General features: G+C 60.3%; 16 protein-coding genes and 1 tRNA gene. 10 read left to right on the top strand and 7 right to left on the bottom strand.

What is annotated here, in order from left to right; all coding sequences use genetic code 11:
• Window positions 1-41: 41 nt before the first annotated feature.
• Window positions 42-548, bottom strand: coding sequence for an outer membrane protein assembly factor BamE (locus IP76_RS15305; protein WP_054159083.1), 507 nt, complete (start codon window positions 546-548; stop codon window positions 42-44).
• 239 nt (window positions 549-787) lie between these two features.
• Here IP76_RS15305 and IP76_RS15300 point away from each other — a divergent pair, with 239 nt between their 5' ends.
• The 9 genes from IP76_RS15300 to IP76_RS15260 all read left to right on the top strand — a co-directional run bounded on the left by IP76_RS15300 (window position 788) and on the right by IP76_RS15260 (window position 7,134).
• Window positions 788-1,327 (top strand): ubiquinol-cytochrome C chaperone family protein, encoded by a 540-nt coding sequence (locus IP76_RS15300; protein WP_054159121.1) that lies wholly within the window; start codon window positions 788-790, stop codon window positions 1,325-1,327.
• 69 nt (window positions 1,328-1,396) lie between these two features.
• Entirely contained in the window at window positions 1,397-1,954 is a 558-nt protein-coding gene (locus tag IP76_RS15295) for a DUF177 domain-containing protein (RefSeq protein ID WP_054159120.1), read from the top strand.
• 100 nt (window positions 1,955-2,054) lie between these two features.
• Window positions 2,055-3,101 (top strand): phosphate acyltransferase PlsX, encoded by a 1,047-nt coding sequence (gene plsX / locus IP76_RS15290; RefSeq protein ID WP_054159082.1) that lies wholly within the window; start codon window positions 2,055-2,057, stop codon window positions 3,099-3,101.
• Between the two features lie 19 nt (window positions 3,102-3,120).
• Window positions 3,121-4,092: a beta-ketoacyl-ACP synthase III gene (locus tag IP76_RS15285; protein ID WP_054159081.1), complete on the top strand. Its 972-nt coding sequence runs from the start codon at window positions 3,121-3,123 to the stop codon at window positions 4,090-4,092.
• Between the two features lie 104 nt (window positions 4,093-4,196).
• Complete coding sequence (locus IP76_RS15280) at window positions 4,197-4,535, top strand: integration host factor subunit alpha (RefSeq protein ID WP_054159080.1); 339 nt, start codon at window positions 4,197-4,199, stop codon at window positions 4,533-4,535.
• A gap of 124 nt (window positions 4,536-4,659) precedes the next feature.
• Window positions 4,660-5,190, top strand: coding sequence for a MerR family transcriptional regulator (locus tag IP76_RS15275; RefSeq protein ID WP_054159119.1), 531 nt, complete (start codon window positions 4,660-4,662; stop codon window positions 5,188-5,190).
• 116 nt (window positions 5,191-5,306) lie between these two features.
• Window positions 5,307-5,732 (top strand): hypothetical protein, encoded by a 426-nt coding sequence (locus IP76_RS15270; protein ID WP_054159079.1) that lies wholly within the window; start codon window positions 5,307-5,309, stop codon window positions 5,730-5,732.
• Between the two features lie 115 nt (window positions 5,733-5,847).
• Window positions 5,848-5,921 (top strand) — tRNA-Pro (locus IP76_RS15265).
• Window positions 5,922-6,117: 196 nt separating this feature from the next.
• Window positions 6,118-7,134, top strand: coding sequence for a PHB depolymerase family esterase (locus IP76_RS15260; RefSeq protein ID WP_054159078.1), 1,017 nt, complete (start codon window positions 6,118-6,120; stop codon window positions 7,132-7,134).
• A gap of 20 nt (window positions 7,135-7,154) precedes the next feature.
• Here the strand turns inward: IP76_RS15260 and IP76_RS23310 are convergent, their stop codons facing one another.
• The 6 genes from IP76_RS23310 to IP76_RS15235 all read right to left on the bottom strand — a co-directional run bounded on the left by IP76_RS23310 (window position 7,155) and on the right by IP76_RS15235 (window position 12,395).
• Window positions 7,155-7,304, bottom strand: coding sequence for a hypothetical protein (locus IP76_RS23310; RefSeq protein ID WP_197278355.1), 150 nt, complete (start codon window positions 7,302-7,304; stop codon window positions 7,155-7,157).
• A 91-nt stretch (window positions 7,305-7,395) separates the two neighbouring features.
• Window positions 7,396-7,689: a helix-turn-helix transcriptional regulator gene (locus IP76_RS15255; protein ID WP_054159077.1), complete on the bottom strand. Its 294-nt coding sequence runs from the start codon at window positions 7,687-7,689 to the stop codon at window positions 7,396-7,398.
• Between the two features lie 68 nt (window positions 7,690-7,757).
• On the bottom strand, window positions 7,758-9,008 hold the full coding sequence (locus tag IP76_RS15250) for an O-antigen ligase (RefSeq protein WP_054159118.1): 1,251 nt from the start codon (window positions 9,006-9,008) through the stop codon (window positions 7,758-7,760).
• 5 nt (window positions 9,009-9,013) lie between these two features.
• On the bottom strand, window positions 9,014-10,564 hold the full coding sequence (locus IP76_RS15245; protein WP_054159076.1) for an undecaprenyl-phosphate glucose phosphotransferase: 1,551 nt from the start codon (window positions 10,562-10,564) through the stop codon (window positions 9,014-9,016).
• 112 nt (window positions 10,565-10,676) lie between these two features.
• Window positions 10,677-11,816 (bottom strand): glycosyltransferase family 4 protein, encoded by a 1,140-nt coding sequence (locus tag IP76_RS15240; protein ID WP_054159075.1) that lies wholly within the window; start codon window positions 11,814-11,816, stop codon window positions 10,677-10,679.
• Window positions 11,817-11,819: 3 nt separating this feature from the next.
• Window positions 11,820-12,395: a polysaccharide biosynthesis/export family protein gene (locus IP76_RS15235; protein ID WP_054159074.1), complete on the bottom strand. Its 576-nt coding sequence runs from the start codon at window positions 12,393-12,395 to the stop codon at window positions 11,820-11,822.
• Between the two features lie 197 nt (window positions 12,396-12,592).
• Here IP76_RS15235 and IP76_RS15230 point away from each other — a divergent pair, with 197 nt between their 5' ends.
• Complete coding sequence (locus tag IP76_RS15230) at window positions 12,593-14,764, top strand: exopolysaccharide transport family protein (protein WP_054159073.1); 2,172 nt, start codon at window positions 12,593-12,595, stop codon at window positions 14,762-14,764.
• Window positions 14,765-14,770 lie beyond the last annotated feature (6 nt).

Genomic DNA, 14,770 nt, shown 5'->3' with positions numbered 1-14,770 from the left:
TTGTCTTGAATTCAAATTCTGCCCGGGGGCGGCGCGGCGGCTTACTGGCCGCCCAGGATGTTCTTGACGCTGTTGGCTGCACCGCCACCGCCGGCCAGCAATTGCTGCAGGAAGGTAAGGTCGCGACCGCCGGTCGGGGTCGTGCGGGAAATCGTATCGAACACCTTGCCGTCCTGCATGGTGTAGTTGGCGCGCTGCGATACGACGCCATCCTTGTCGAAATAGATCGCCAGGATCTGCTGTTCGACCAGCTTCTGCTTCATGAAGGCAACGGACCGCGTGCGCTTCTGGGAGATGTAGTAGAACACCTCGCCCTCGAAGGTGGCGGTGGTCGATGGCGTGCCGAGCGACAGGAGAACCTGTTCACGGCTCGAGCCGACGGGGACGAGATCAAGGGCAGCCTGGTCCACGACATAGCCGTTGTGGAAGACTTCGGACGTCTGGCAGCCGGAAAGACCTCCGAGGGCGACGGCCAGTGCAAGCACGGTGGTGCTCAAGAACTTCCTGTCCGATCTGATAATCCGAATGTGCACGCAAACGTCTCCCATTGGTCCCGAAGGCGCCTGAGGCGCCGGATGGCTATGCGCACAGCATTGTGGCCATTCCGGGGAAGGCCACGTCTTTGCCACAGCCTGCCTCCATACGTTCCAGTCTGCTTCCCTGGGAGGCAGGGCTGGACGACATCGGCATTGCAATTCACGTCTGCTTCGGTAAACCAGCTTTCGCAATCATGCAACACGACGTGGACAGCGGCGGGCATCGCACCCCGCTCTTTTTGGTGGAATTTATGGTATTCGGGTTCTTCCGTCAGAAGAGGAACAACAAGGTCATCGTCGAGCGCCAGTATCAGGCGCTGACCACGGCTGCGCGCAGTACGGTTTTCTACCGCGACATGCAGGTGCCGGATACGGTGCTCGGCCGTTTCGAGATGCTGTCGATCGTGTTGATTCTCTATTTTCGGCGCACGGCCAAATCCGCCCGCAGCGGACAGGAAATTGCGCAGAACATCATCGACGCCTTTTTCGAGGACGTGGATCATTCGATCCGCGAGCTCGGTGTGGGCGACCCCGGCGTGCCGAAGCGCATGAAGAAGCTCGCCGGCATGTATTACGGCCGGCTTGAGTCTTACGCGGCAGCGCTCGATGCGAAGGATCGTGCTGTCCTCGCGGCAGCACTGAAGCGCAACTTCCATCCCGAGGCCGGCGATGCCGCTCCGTCGATGCAGGCGCTGGCGGACTGGATGCTTGAAGCGGAAGAGGCGCTGGCTGCCATCGACGAAGACGCGATCGAAACCGGCATGGCGCGGATTTCCGTTCCGCAGGACTGAATATGACCGCCGAGAGAAGCCGCCGCCTAACCTTGGTCGTGCGCCTCCTGGCAGGAAAGGATGAACGAGATGACGAAAAACGCGATCGAGAAGCCCGAGTTCAGCTACCTGGTCAAGGTCGGCCACGTCTCGGCCAATCCCATCCAGGTTCATGTCGAGGCAGACACGCGCGAATGCGCAAGCCTGGCCGAGGTCTGGAAAGTGGAAGCCGTCAACAGCCTCTCTGCCGATCTCCAGATTGCGCGATGGAAGAAGGACGGTATTCGCATCAAGGGGCATGTCTCCGGCGAGATCGTTCAGGCTTGCGTTGTGACGCTCGAGCCGATCACCTCGACGATCGAACAGGAAATAGACCAGATTTTCGTGCCGGAAGGCTCGAAGCTGGCGCGGATCGTGCTAGACGGCGCTGGTGAAATGGTGCTCGATCCGGATGGGCCGGATCTGCCGGAGTCTTTTGTTGGCGACACGATCGATGCGGGCGCTTTGATTGCTGAATTTGCAGCGCTTGACATCGACCCTTACCCGAAGAAGGAAGGCGCGACCTTTACCAGTCACATCGAGAGCAAGCCGGAAGATGACGGCAAACCCTCGTCCTTTGCCGCTTTGAAGGACTGGAAAAAGGATTGATCATCCCCCATCTGCGCCTCTGGGTGGGTTGTGCGCGGAATGAAAAGCGGTATTTTGACCGAAATTTCGCTGACCAGCGATCAGGAAGGGTCAGGTTTAAGTGATCAGAATTGCTATCGACGCGATGGGCGGCGACTTCGGTCCTGAAGTGGTTATCCCTGGAGCCGCAAAGGCGCTGGAGCGTCATCCGGATACGACCTTCCTCATCTTCGGGCAGCAGGAGCGCTGCGAGCCGATCCTGGCTCAGTTCCCGAAGCTCAAAGAAAAATCCGTCTTTCATCACTGCGAAGTGTCCGTCGGCATGGACGAGAAGCCGAGTCAGGCCCTGCGTCGTGGTCGCTATGTCTCGAGCATGTGGCGGTCGATCGAAGCGGTAAAGTCCGGCCAGGCAGATGTCGTGGTGTCTGCCGGCAATACCGGCGCGCTGATGGCGATGGCGAAGTTCTGCCTGCGCACCATGGCGACAATTGAACGGCCGGCGATTGCTGCCATCTGGCCGACGCTGTCTGGCGAAAGCATCGTGCTCGACGTCGGTGCCGGCATCGGCGCGGATGCGCAGCAATTGCTCGACTTCGCCGTCATGGGCGGCGCCATGGCCCGGGCTCTCTTCGATATTGAAAAACCGATGGTTGGCTTGCTCAACGTCGGGGTGGAAGAGATCAAGGGCCAGGAAGACGTCAAGGAAGCGGGGCGCCTGATCCGGGAAGCGGGCCTCGATACGATCGATTACTACGGCTTTGTCGAAGGGGATGATCTCGGCAAGGGTACGGTCGACGTCGTCGTCACCGAGGGCTTCACCGGCAATATCGCCCTGAAGACGGCCGAGGGGACGGCCAAGCAGATTGCCGAATATTTGCGCGCAGCCATGTCGCGCACCTGGATGGCAAAGCTTGGCTACCTGCTTGCCAAGGGGGCTTTCGACCGCCTGCGTGAGAAGATGGATCCGCGCAAGGTCAATGGCGGCGTGTTCCTTGGATTGAACGGCGTGGTCATCAAGAGCCACGGCGGCACCGATGCGGAAGGTTTCGCCGCAGCGGTTGATGTCGGCTACGACATGGTGCGCAACGGTCTGACCCAGAAGATCGAAAACGACCTGAAGAAATATCACGCGCGGCTTCCTTCGCCCGCTGGCCCCGAAGCGGCCTGATGTCAGTTAGGAATAATCAATGATCCGTTCTGTTGTTTGTGGTTTCGGAGCGGCGCTTCCGAAGCGCGTTGTGACCAACAAAGACCTTGAAAGCATGGTCGAGACTTCGGACGAATGGATCGTCCAGCGCACCGGCATCCGCCAGCGTCATATCGCAGGCGAGGGAGAGACCACGGCATCCCTCGGCGCTGAAGCCGCACAGCAGGCGCTCGACCGGGCCGGTCTGACGGCTGGTGATATCGATCTCATCATCTGCGCGACCTCGACCCCCGACAACACTTTTCCGGCCACAGCCGTCAACATCCAGAACCGCCTTGGCATGCATCATGGCTTTGCCTTCGACGTTCAAGCCGTCTGCTCCGGCTTCGTCTACGCGATGGCGACGGCTGACCTCTACATCAGAGGCGGCATGGCCAAGCGCGTGCTCGTCATCGGCGCCGAGACCTTTTCGCGTATTCTCGACTGGACCGACCGCACGACCTGTGTCCTCTTCGGTGACGGCGCGGGAGCTCTCATCCTGGAGGCCCAGGCAGGCGAGGGGACGGTTGCCGATCGCGGCGTTCTGACGTCGAACCTGCGCTCCGACGGCGTGCATCGCGAGAAGCTCTATGTCGATGGCGGTCCGTCGACCACTGGCACGGTCGGCCATCTGCGCATGGAGGGCCGCGAGGTCTTCAAACATGCGGTCGGCATGATCACCGACGTCATTGAGGCGGCTTTTGCTGCGACGGGAACGACGGCCGACGATATCGACTGGCTCGTGCCACACCAGGCCAACAAGCGCATCATCGACGGTTCGGCGAAGAAACTTGGCATACCCGACGAGAAGGTCGTGATCACGGTCGACAAGCACGGGAACACGTCGGCCGCTTCGATTCCGCTCGCGCTCGCGGTTGCTGCCGGCGACGGACGGATCAAGAAGGGCGACCTCGTCATGCTCGAAGCCATGGGCGGCGGCTTCACCTGGGGTGCCGTCCTGGTGCGCTGGTAAGGAATTGCCACCGAATTGCGTCTCAACAAGAGCTTGACCGCCGCCCACAAGGGCAATAGTCTCTGCGTATTCAACAAGTTCATTGGTTTAGGCGGGCGACGATCATGGCCGGGAAGACAGTGACGCGTGCAGACTTGGCGGAATCGGTTTTTCGCAAGGTTGGTCTCTCGCGGACCGAATCGGCCGAATTGGTCGAAACCGTTATCGATGAGATCTGCAATGCGATCGTCAGAGGGGAATCGGTGAAGCTTTCGTCTTTCGCGACCTTCCAGGTTCGCAGCAAGAACGAGCGCGTTGGCCGTAATCCGAAGACCGGTGAGGAAGTGCCGATCTCGCCTCGTCGGGTCATGACTTTCAAGGCGTCCAATGTCCTGAAGCAGCGCATCTTGCGGGCGCATATCTCCCGCAAGTCGAAGCAGAAGCCGGTCAATCCGGCCGCTTGAAGACGCAAAAGCGGTGGAACGGGCGCATTTCCTTCGCCCGCCCAGTTGAATAAGACCTCGCAAACCGTTGAAATATGGGCGAATCGCGTCTTGGGTGCGATGAGCGAGGAGTGCTTCGATGCAACTGGACAAAAGCCCCGATGCTTTCCGCACGATCAGCGAGGTCGCGGACGATCTCGATCTGCCCCAGCATGTCCTGCGTTTTTGGGAGACCCGTTTTCCTCAGGTGAAGCCCCTCAAGCGCGGCGGTGGACGGCGCTACTACCGTCCCGACGACATCGAGTTGCTGAAGGGTATCCGACATCTGCTCTATGATCAGGGCTATACGATCAAGGGCGTCCAGAAGCTCCTCAAGACCAATGGCAACAAGTTCGTCATGGCGGTTGCTACTGGCGATGTGGCCACCATGGAGGCCTTGGTGGCCGCCAGTGCGGCCAAGGTCGAGGAACCGAAGGTTGGCCTGGATGACGATCAGGTCCTCGGACGACCGAAGGTCAAGGCAAGCGGCCGCTTCTTCAACTTTGGCGGCGGCGGGGACGATGCGCCAGAGATCAGTGTGGGCAAGGGCAGTGTCGGCAAGGAAGACCGCGCCCTTCTTCAGGAGGCACTGTTTGATCTGCTCGAATGCAAGCGACTGCTGGATCAGGTCCGGTAGATTCGGGGAAAGCGCCGTGAGGAGATTTATCGGGGAACCGTGATGGCTCGATCCGCGTTCGGTGGCAGTCACACCGACGTGGTTCGGTGGCAGTCACACCGACGTGGAAGGTTCCCATGAAACATATTCTTGCCCTCGCACTCGTTCTTGCCAGTCCCATTGCAGCTGGCCCGGCCTTCGCGCAGACCAAGGCCCAGCCCGCAGCAGGGGCCGCATCTCAGGGTGATGCGGCAGCCAAGGTTGAAGAGGCTTGCACCTTTATCGCCAAGAGCCTGTTGATGGTCGATACAATCAAAGTCGGAATCGTCCAGGCATTCCCCGACCTCGATCCGCCGGGCGCCCGCATGACATACTCGACCCGGATGGATGCCGAGCCGGGCGACATCACGGACGAGATCGAATGCCAGTTCACCGAGAATGCCGGGAAGCTGGAAATCCTGCGCTTCTGCGCTGACAGCACGTGCTACGCATCCGACAGTGAAGACCTCGAAGACCGACGCCGTTTCGTCGAGATGCAAACCCTGATCAAGCGCCCACGTTGATGTCGGCTGCGGAAAATTCTGCGAGCTCGGAGTTTCCCCTTGCGCGCGAATGACTGACTGTCTAAAGGAAACTTGCCTTCGGGCCGGTTGGGAGCGTGCTCCCACTGCAAGATGACGGAATGTAGCGCAGCCCGGTAGCGCACTTGACTGGGGGTCAAGGGGTCGTGGGTTCGAATCCCGCCATTCCGAGATATTTGGACTTTGAGGCGGTCGTAGAGGTCGCTTCCTTAGGTTCAAAAGGCCGCTCGACATATGTCGAGCGGCCTTTTTCGTCCTAGGGTTTCTTGCCTTGATGTGACGAATAATGGATGACTGAGCAATCCCGTCCTAGGAATGCTGCATTGCAGCACTATCTTGTCTTTCGACAGGAACCAGTGGGGTTTTCATGCGCTTCAAGATGTCGACACCGCTTTCGCTGTTCTTGAAGGGCCAGCGGCGCCTGCGCAAAACCATGAAGGGCGCGTTTCCGTTTGCCATTACACCGCCGCGCAAACGAGCCCGAGCAAGTGTTCGCCCCAAAATTCAGGAACTGGTGGAAGTTTCAGCCTTCGGCAGCAATCCGGGACGTTTGCGCATGCTGCAGTTCGTGCCCTCGACAGCCCAGCCACCGAAGGCGCTTGTGGTTGTGTTGCATGGCTGCCTGCAGACTGCCAGCGATTATCACAGGGGCAGTGGCTGGGCACGTCTGGCACGCGACAAGCACTTGATGCTGCTTTATCCAGAGCAGCGCAGTCAGAACAATTCCAACCTTTGTTTCAACTGGTTCCGGCCGAGTGCTGTCGCCAGGGATCGCGGCGAGGTCGGGTCAATCCGACAGATGATCCAACACTGCGTCACGAAACATCGTATTCCGCCAAATCGGATATTCATTCACGGCCTGTCGGCGGGGGCCGCCATGGCGGCGGCTTTGCTGGTCGCTTATCCCGAACTTTTCCGAGCGGGCCAACTGGTGGCTGGCCTTCCATATGGCGCAGCGCGTGATGCCATGACGGCGCTGAGGGTCATGCGCTCAGGCGTGGAGCGGACACCCAGCGAATGGGGTGATCTGGTGCGGGCTGCACGCAGCGAATCGAATTACAGGCATCCGGCGATGTCCATCTGGCATGGCAATAGTGACAAGGTCGTTGCACCCGCCAACGGGCGCGCAAGTCTTGTGCAGTGGCTCGATGTCATTGGTCTTTCGGAAGAGGGGGCGACCACCCGTCCGCTTGTCCACGGGAAAGTCATGAGCTGGAAGGATGCGTCAGGCCGGGTCGTCCTCGACTATCATGAGGTTGATGGATTGGATCACGGGTTGCCAATCAAGGCCTCGGCCGGAAAGGCCAAGAGGCAGGCCTATATGCTTGAGGGCGCCGTTAGCGCCCCCAGGTCATTCTACGATGTTTTTATAAAACCGACCTGAAAGGTCACGCCGCAAAGGGCTTAGTTCTCTTCAATCGAAACGCCGCCTTCGCCAATACGCAGCTCGACGCCATCGGGCTTAGACTCCTCCTGATAGACATAGATGCCGAGGCCAATGACGGCGACGACGAGTGCGCCGATGATCAGATAGAGCCCGTTATTGCGCTGCATTCCCAAATCTCCTGATTGCGTTGTCAGGCGGTGAATGCTGCCGGGCACATATTGTTCCATTGCCATATGGCGGAATGCCAATCGCCGGGTCTCAGTCGTCGTTCGCGGCGGTCAACTCATCGGGCCGCATGCCTTCTTCGACATGCACGGACGCCAGCCGAATACCGTCTCCACCACTGCCAGCCTCGCCGGAGCGAAGGAAGGTCACACCCATGCGTTCCAGAGCCTTTTGCAATGTCTCCAGATCGCCCCCGATGGTGCTTGCACCTTCCCCCGATTCGATTTGCAGAATGACAAGCGGCGCCATGCCGCTCTCGGAGGAGAGGCGCTCGATCGTGATATCGAGCATGGCGCGGGCGGCGCGTATCTGAGCGGGTGTTACCATTTTACTAATATGAGGTCGTCCGACGCGAAATCAATCACGTCGTCCAAAAATGCTCCGGCGGTGTGGGTTCAGACGCGGACCTGACGTTGACGTCGATGCCGCCATTCAAGCGCGCCGCAACCCCAGACGATGCCCAGGAGCAGGTAAAAGTGCCGCCAATGATCCGTATCGATCACGGTGCCGATCAGCATGTGACCGAGGAGCGCGATCCAGCCGATCATCAGATAGGGCTGCCAGGGTCGATCGTGGAGCAGGAGCCTGAACCCCATGACCACGGTCCACACCACCAGCGAGATATAGGAGACGAAGCCGACCCAGCCGTAGGTCATCAAGGATTTCAGCCAGATATTGTGTTCGTCCTCCGGGAATATCCGACCAAACATCATCGGACCAATCCCAAGCGGCCGCTCCATCGCAAGCACGAATCCAACCCGATGGCGCTCGAATCGGCCGAGATGACCACCGTCATAGTCCTGCACCAATTGCGCGCGCGTTTCGAACAGGTCACGCACCTTGTCGGATTGAAGCGCGATCACCAGGGCCACCACCATGGCGCCGACAGCGGTGAGGGACAGAAGGAGGATCTTCAGCCGGAATGCATTGGTCCGCTCCTTGAGCAGCATCACGAAGACAAGCGCGATGGCGCAGAAGAGGAAGAGGCCCCAGGCGGCGCGCGAAAAGGAGAGGAAGACAGCCAGGGTCAGCACCAGCAGCCCGATGACGCGGGGCAGGGCCCCGGCAAGTCCGCCCTTCAGTAGCCCATACATGAGGTAGAGCGTCGGCACGACGAGGAAGGGCCCGAAGACGTTCGGATCCTGGAAGGCGCCCATGGCACGGTCGTAGCGGGTGAAGACGTCGGCGCCGGGGAAGGCGTGGAAGTAACCGAGGATGCCGAGGAGGCCGGTGATGATCCCAGCCGCGACCCAGGCGCGGAAGATAAGTGCCAGCCGCTGGTGGCGGTCTTCAATGGCGGCGGCATAGAAAACGGCGGTCAGCGCGAGGAAGATGGATACGGCGACATAGAGAACCTGCTCGGTCAGGATGTCGCGAAGCATGGTGAGTGCCAGAAGGCCGCCAATATTGAAGAGCATCAGCAGGGCCAAGAGCGGGGCAACGGCGCGTGAGATCTTCAGACCAAAGAGGAACCACAGCGCCACCTGGCAGGCCATCAGAAGTTCATAAGGGGCGGGCTCGGATATGACAAAGCCCGAAAGGAAGACACCCAGCGCCATCAGCCACGAGCCGGCGAGCTGGATCGCGGCCAGTTGCGGATTGACGAGGCGTGCACCTGGCTGGGCCTCGCCAAACGGGGCGCTGATCGAGTTCAATAGGCATTGTCCGTATTGAGAAGCCGGATCGGCGTCAGGAACAGGATTTTCAGATCGAACAGCAGCGACCAGTTTTCGATGTAATAGAGGTCGTAGGCCGTGCGGAACTTGATCTTGTCATCGGTGTCGATTTCACCACGCCAGCCATTGATCTGCGCCCAGCCGGTCACGCCGGGTTTGACGCGGTGGCGGGCAAAATAGCCTTCGACGATCTCGGCGAATGTCTTGTCGCGGGTCTGCCCGGCGACAGCGTGCGGACGTGGCCCGACGAGCGAGAGATCCCCCCGCAGCACATTGAAGATCTGCGGCAACTCGTCGATCGATGTCTTGCGGATGAAGCGGCCGACAGGGGTCACGCGCGGATCGTTCTTGGTCACCGCAAGCTTTGCCGAAGGATCGCTCATCTCCGTATACATCGAACGGAACTTGAGGACGTTGATCACCTCGTTGTTGAAGCCATGGCGCTTCTGCACGAACAGGACCGGCCCCTTGGACGTCGTCTTGACCGCGATTGCGGTGGCGATGAACACCGGCCAGAGCAGGATCAGTGCCAGGACGCTGAAGAAGATGTCGAACGCGCGCTTGGCAACCGAATCCCAGTCCCGGATCGGCTTGTCGAGAATGTCGAGCAGGGGAACGGCCCCGACATGCGAATAGGCACGCGGCCGGAAACGCAGATTGTTGGAATGCGCGGCAAGCCGGATATCGACAGGAAGCACCCACAGCATTTTGAGGAGATGCATGATCCGCGCCTCGGCACTCAGCGGCAGCGAGATCACCAGCATATCGATATGGGCAAGGCGGGCGAATTCGACGAGCTCGGCCACAGTTCCGAGTTTCGGATATCCGGCCACGACGTCGGGTGAACGCTCCGAATTGCGATCGTCGAAGATGCCGCAAATGCGGATGTCGTTTTCCGGCTGCTGCTCGAGCGCCCGGATCAGATCTTTCGCCGGTTTGCCCCCACCGACGATGACCGCACGCCGTTCCATCACGCCATTGCGACCCCAGCGGCGGATCGCAAGCCCGATGAGATTGCGCTCAATGATCAAGTAGCCGGCACCGATAAAATACCAGGCGGAGAGGACGCTTGGAAACGCGGAATCGTTCTGGGCAAAGAACAGATTGGCAAGGGCAAGCACGGCGACGGCGACGGTCCAGCTGCCCAGAACGCGCCCCATGGAGCGCATCGGACCTCGCAGGATCGAGACGTGATAGCAGTCCGACAATTGCATCAGCACAAGCGCCAGAAGCGCGCCGCCGGAACCCGTGGCAAGGCCGGCGAGGAAATGGCCGCCGGGATCTTCGGCAACGAAGTAGTTGGCGCCCAGCGCTATGGCGAAGAGTGCGAAGAATTCGAGAAAGCGAAGCTGTCCAATGACGATCGAAGGCGAGTAATTCGCCACCGCATATTGGCTGGCAATCTGTCGCGCCAGATCGCTGATTTCGGCTTTGCCTTCGGGGGGCGAAGCCGCGCTGGCGCGATCAGCAACACCTCGGCGCATGGCGTCGAGATCGAAGGCATCGGGTTTGTCGATCTTGTTCATGGGCAGAGCTCGCACAGGTCTGCGGAGGATATTAATTGGAAGGTCCTAAGAAACGCTTTAGCCCTGCTTGCTGAGTGGGGAAGAGTGTTCCGGGATGATACGGTTTGGCGGATCAGAGCTGGGCCAAACGGTCCCGATAGAGAGCTTCCATGTCGCGCGCCATCACGACTGCGGAAAAACGCTGCCGGAAGCTGTCTGGGGTCGGCATGGTATCGCGTTTCCAGCCGGGCGTGGTCAGGGCTCGTGCCATGACGGAGGCGAGTGCCTGTACATTGCCCGGCTCGACCAAGGCCTGGCTTTCTGTGCCGAGTACTTCCGGAATACCGCCAACGCGCGATGCGATCAGTGCCTTTTCGGCAGCAAGAGCCTCCAGCACGATATAGGGCATGGCTTCCGCCCGGGACGGAACCACGACGATGTCAGACTTCGCAAAAGCCTCACGGACCGGCATGGCCGCAAGCATGCCGATGCGGCGTGCAAGGCCCTTCATCTCGATCTGCTGACGGTATTTCGCTTCGTCCGGACCGTCGCCCACGATCAGGGCCCGAAGTGGCCGTCCGACCAGGCGCTCCGTCTCGGCGAAGGCCTCGATGAAGACATCGGGCCCTTTCAGATCGCGCAGCATGCCGACATAGACGAAATCCGCAGCCCCTGCCTCGGGGATGATGGGGCCGAAATCGCGGTCGCTGATGCCGTTGTAGATCCGTGTCTGATGGCAGCGAGGTTTGCCGATCTTGTTCTCGTAGGTGCGCTGTTCATAGTCGCAGACGAAGGAAATGGCGTCGGTCATCCGATCCAGCACCCGCTCGGCGGCAAACACCAGTTGGCCGGAAGCCGACCCTCTGGAGAAGTGCAGGCTGCCGCCATGCGGGGAATAAAAGCGGGCAACGCGATACCTTTTCGCCCGCAGAAGTGAGCCGATCACCCGCGCGACGACGCCACCTTTGGCGCCATGTCCATGCAGGATGTCCGGCTGCAATGCCTTGATTTGTTTGTAACTGTTGGAGAGAGCCACTAGGTCTCCGGGTGTCACGCCCCGGCGAATCGGTAGCCTTGTCAGGCCGAGCTCCAGATAGGGCATGATCTGTTCGAACAGCCTGTCTTCATGCGCGCTGCCCGTCGTGCTGTCACAGAGGATACCCACTTTGTGACCCGCCTTGCTGTGCTGTTCGGCAAGGTCGCGCACATGGCGGAAAATCCCGCCGATGGGCGACCGAAAGCAATGAACGATGCGCAAGGGGGGCTGGTTCATGGATCAGAACAGGCGCTCGCGGACATAAACCGTGTCGCCGGCAAGGATCGGATCGGTGATCGGCACGCGTCCGGTGATGATCTGCCCGTTGATCTTACGGGTCACGTCGACATCGCGCTGATTGGCGCGACCATTAAAGCCGCCCGAAACCGCAATGGCGTTGAGGATTGTCATGCCGGGCACATAGGCATACTGGCCGGGCTGGCCGACTTGGCCCATGACGAAGATCGAACGATAGCGATCGATTTCGATCGTGACGTCCGGATCGCGCAGATAACCTTGTTTGAGCTTCTGGGCGAGGGTGCCTTCAAGCTGCGTCAAGGTCGCGCCACGGGCAGCGACTTGTCCGACGAGCGGGAAAGCGATGTAGCCAGCCTGGTCGACGGTATAGGTATTGCTGAGATTGGTCTGGTCGAACACGGTAACGCGCAGACGGTCGCCGCTGTCGAGGCGATAGGGCTGGATCGTCGCCTCGTGAAAGACCTTGGGCGCCGGGCGATAGCTGGCGCAACCGGAGACCGTGATCGACATGATCGCCATTGCGATCAAGGTTATCGCGTTTTTGCCCGTCATTGCCATGCGCCAAAGCGCCCCCGAAAGAACTGAAGTTATGATCCCGTTATCATTCGGTTAGGGTTAATGCCGCGTAAACGGCGCGTGGCATCATTGGATATGCTTGGCATTCCTCTACGGAAACTGCGCCGGGGAGGGGGTTAACCTCTGAGTTACCATGCTGGTTTACGATTGCGCGGGCACACAGACCCCGGGAGTAGGCGATGCCGAGCTTGGACCGCGACCAAAACGATGTCGATATCGACCTGGCACAGCTTTTTCGCGCCATCTGGCAGCGAAAGGGCCTGGTGCTCGGCGCGACCGTGCTCGCCGGTGGATTGGCCTTCGTCGGCGCCAATGCGATTGCCCCCAGTTACAAGAGCGATGCGAAACTGCTGATCGAGTCCGGTCAGCCGAATTTCTCCGCTTCGGGCACGGCGTCGCTTGCCAGCGAACCCTTGCCGGATGAACTCAATATTGCAAGCCAGGTGCAGCTCCTGCAATCGACCGACCTGATGAAGCAGGTTGCCCGCGATCTGAAGCTTTATGAGCTTGCCGAATTCGATCCGGACTCGCGCGCCTCGGCGCTCACCGATTTCCTTGTGCTTTTCGGCCTGCAGAAGAACCCCTTGGAGCTCGCACCGGAAGAGCGCGTCCTGAAGACCTTTCGGCAGAACCTCGCCGTCTATCAGCTCGACAAATCCCGCGTGATCGCCGTGGAGTTTACCTCCAAGGACCCGAAGCTTGCGGCCGCCGTGCCCAATGCAATCATCGGCGTCTACAGGTCGCTGCAAAGCGGGGCCAAGCTCGACAGTAACAGCGAGGCGGTTCGCTGGATGGAGACGGAGATCGCCAACCTCAGAGGCAAGGTTCGGGAGGCGGAGCAATCCGTCGCCGAGTACCGGTCGTCGGTTGGCCTCATGCCGCTCGGTTCCGACCAGACATCCTTCACCAGCAAGCAGCTTGCCGATATTTCGACGGAGCTTGCCCGGGTGCGTGGTGAGCGCGCTGCCGCGGAAGCAACTGCGGAAAATCTGAGGGCCACGATTAAGGCCGGAAAGCCGACCGACACGCTCGAGGCCGTCGCCGGGTCGGAATCGATCCGCCGTCTCAATACGACGGAATCGCAGATCCGGGCGCAGATTGCCGATGCATCGACACGATTGCTTGACGGTCACCCGCAGATGAAAGCCCTGCGGTCCCAGCTGTCCGGCATCCGCCAGCAGATCCAAGCCGAACTCCTCAAGGTTGCCGCAGGTCTTGAAAACCAGGCAGCCGTCGCCCGCGAGCAGGAAACCCAGCTTGTCGCACAGCTCAACACCGTCAAGGCTGACACGGCCCGCGCCGGAGAAGACGAAGTCGAGCTGAAATCCCTCGAGCGGGAAGCCGCCGCCCAGCGCCAACTGCTGGAAACGTATCTCGCCCGATACCGTGAGGCCTCATCGCGTTTGGACAAGGATGCAAGCCCCGCCGATGCGCGCTTGATATCCGCTGCCATCGAACCGGCCGATCCGAGCTTCCCGAAAGTTCTGCCGATTACCATCGTGACGACCCTGGCCACTCTGATCCTGCTGTCGATCATCGTCATGCTGATTGAGCTTTTCAGCGGCCGCGCCGTTCGCCAGCGGGGCTACCACGTTGCCGGTCCGCTGGACGTCGAGGACGTGCCTGTTGCAGCCGAGCCGCGCAGCGTGGCGCGCGGCAATCTCGACGTTTCCGCCGGTCTCGTTGAGGAAGAGCCTGTTGCGCGCCATGCAGTCGATGACATGGCGGATCTCGTCGTCCCGGATGATCGCACGGAGGAAGACGACCAATTCTCGGCGGCGGCCGTTGCCGACTACCTTGTCGAGGAAGCAACCTCGATTGCCTTTGCCATCTCGCCATCTGGCGACGAGGGCTCCGAGGGCACGGTGGCGCTGACCCGCGAGCTGGCACGCAGAGGCCGGCGCGTCGTTCTCGTCGATATGACGGGTTCCGGTTGGCCAACCCAGTTGATGACACATGGATCAGAGCTCTCGGGTATCACCGATCTCCTGACTGGAGATGCAGCCTTTGCCGATTGCATCCACCCGGACCGCCTGTCCGCGGCCGATATCGTGCCGCAGGGCAATGCTGATATCCGTCAGGCGATGCGTGGTGCAGATCGGTTGACGATGATCGTCGACGCGCTGGCCGATGCCTATGACCTGGTCATTGTTGAATGTGGACCTGCCCAGGCCGAAGGTGTTGCGCGACTGAGCCGCAACGGGACGCACGAGATCATCCTCTCGGCACCGGAACCGGATGAGCGGGAGCTGGCAGAGATCATGGCGGCGTTCGAAGCGGTGGGATATTCCGACCTCGTCTTGATGTCGGCCCGGCTGCCACAGTCTGATCGCGATCGCGACGCGGCCTGAGGTCCT

This window comes from Rhizobium sp. AAP43 (assembly GCF_001296045.1).
Lineage (GTDB): Bacteria > Pseudomonadota > Alphaproteobacteria > Rhizobiales > Rhizobiaceae > Allorhizobium.
This window is presented reverse-complemented; position numbering and strand designations above follow the sequence as displayed.

Coding starts and splice junctions, on each gene's coding strand:
- IP76_RS15305 (WP_054159083.1), bottom strand. CDS start 548: ATGGGAGACGTTTGCGTGCACATTCGGATTATCAGATCGGACAGGAAG.
- IP76_RS15300 (WP_054159121.1), top strand. CDS start 788: ATGGTATTCGGGTTCTTCCGTCAGAAGAGGAACAACAAGGTCATCGTC.
- IP76_RS15295 (WP_054159120.1), top strand. CDS start 1,397: ATGACGAAAAACGCGATCGAGAAGCCCGAGTTCAGCTACCTGGTCAAG.
- IP76_RS15285 (WP_054159081.1), top strand. CDS start 3,121: ATGATCCGTTCTGTTGTTTGTGGTTTCGGAGCGGCGCTTCCGAAGCGC.
- IP76_RS15280 (WP_054159080.1), top strand. CDS start 4,197: ATGGCCGGGAAGACAGTGACGCGTGCAGACTTGGCGGAATCGGTTTTT.
- IP76_RS15270 (WP_054159079.1), top strand. CDS start 5,307: ATGAAACATATTCTTGCCCTCGCACTCGTTCTTGCCAGTCCCATTGCA.
- IP76_RS15260 (WP_054159078.1), top strand. CDS start 6,118: ATGCGCTTCAAGATGTCGACACCGCTTTCGCTGTTCTTGAAGGGCCAG.
- IP76_RS23310 (WP_197278355.1), bottom strand. CDS start 7,304: ATGCAGCGCAATAACGGGCTCTATCTGATCATCGGCGCACTCGTCGTC.
- IP76_RS15255 (WP_054159077.1), bottom strand. CDS start 7,689: ATGGTAACACCCGCTCAGATACGCGCCGCCCGCGCCATGCTCGATATC.
- IP76_RS15245 (WP_054159076.1), bottom strand. CDS start 10,564: ATGAACAAGATCGACAAACCCGATGCCTTCGATCTCGACGCCATGCGC.
- IP76_RS15240 (WP_054159075.1), bottom strand. CDS start 11,816: ATGAACCAGCCCCCCTTGCGCATCGTTCATTGCTTTCGGTCGCCCATC.
- IP76_RS15235 (WP_054159074.1), bottom strand. CDS start 12,395: ATGGCAATGACGGGCAAAAACGCGATAACCTTGATCGCAATGGCGATC.
- IP76_RS15230 (WP_054159073.1), top strand. CDS start 12,593: ATGCCGAGCTTGGACCGCGACCAAAACGATGTCGATATCGACCTGGCA.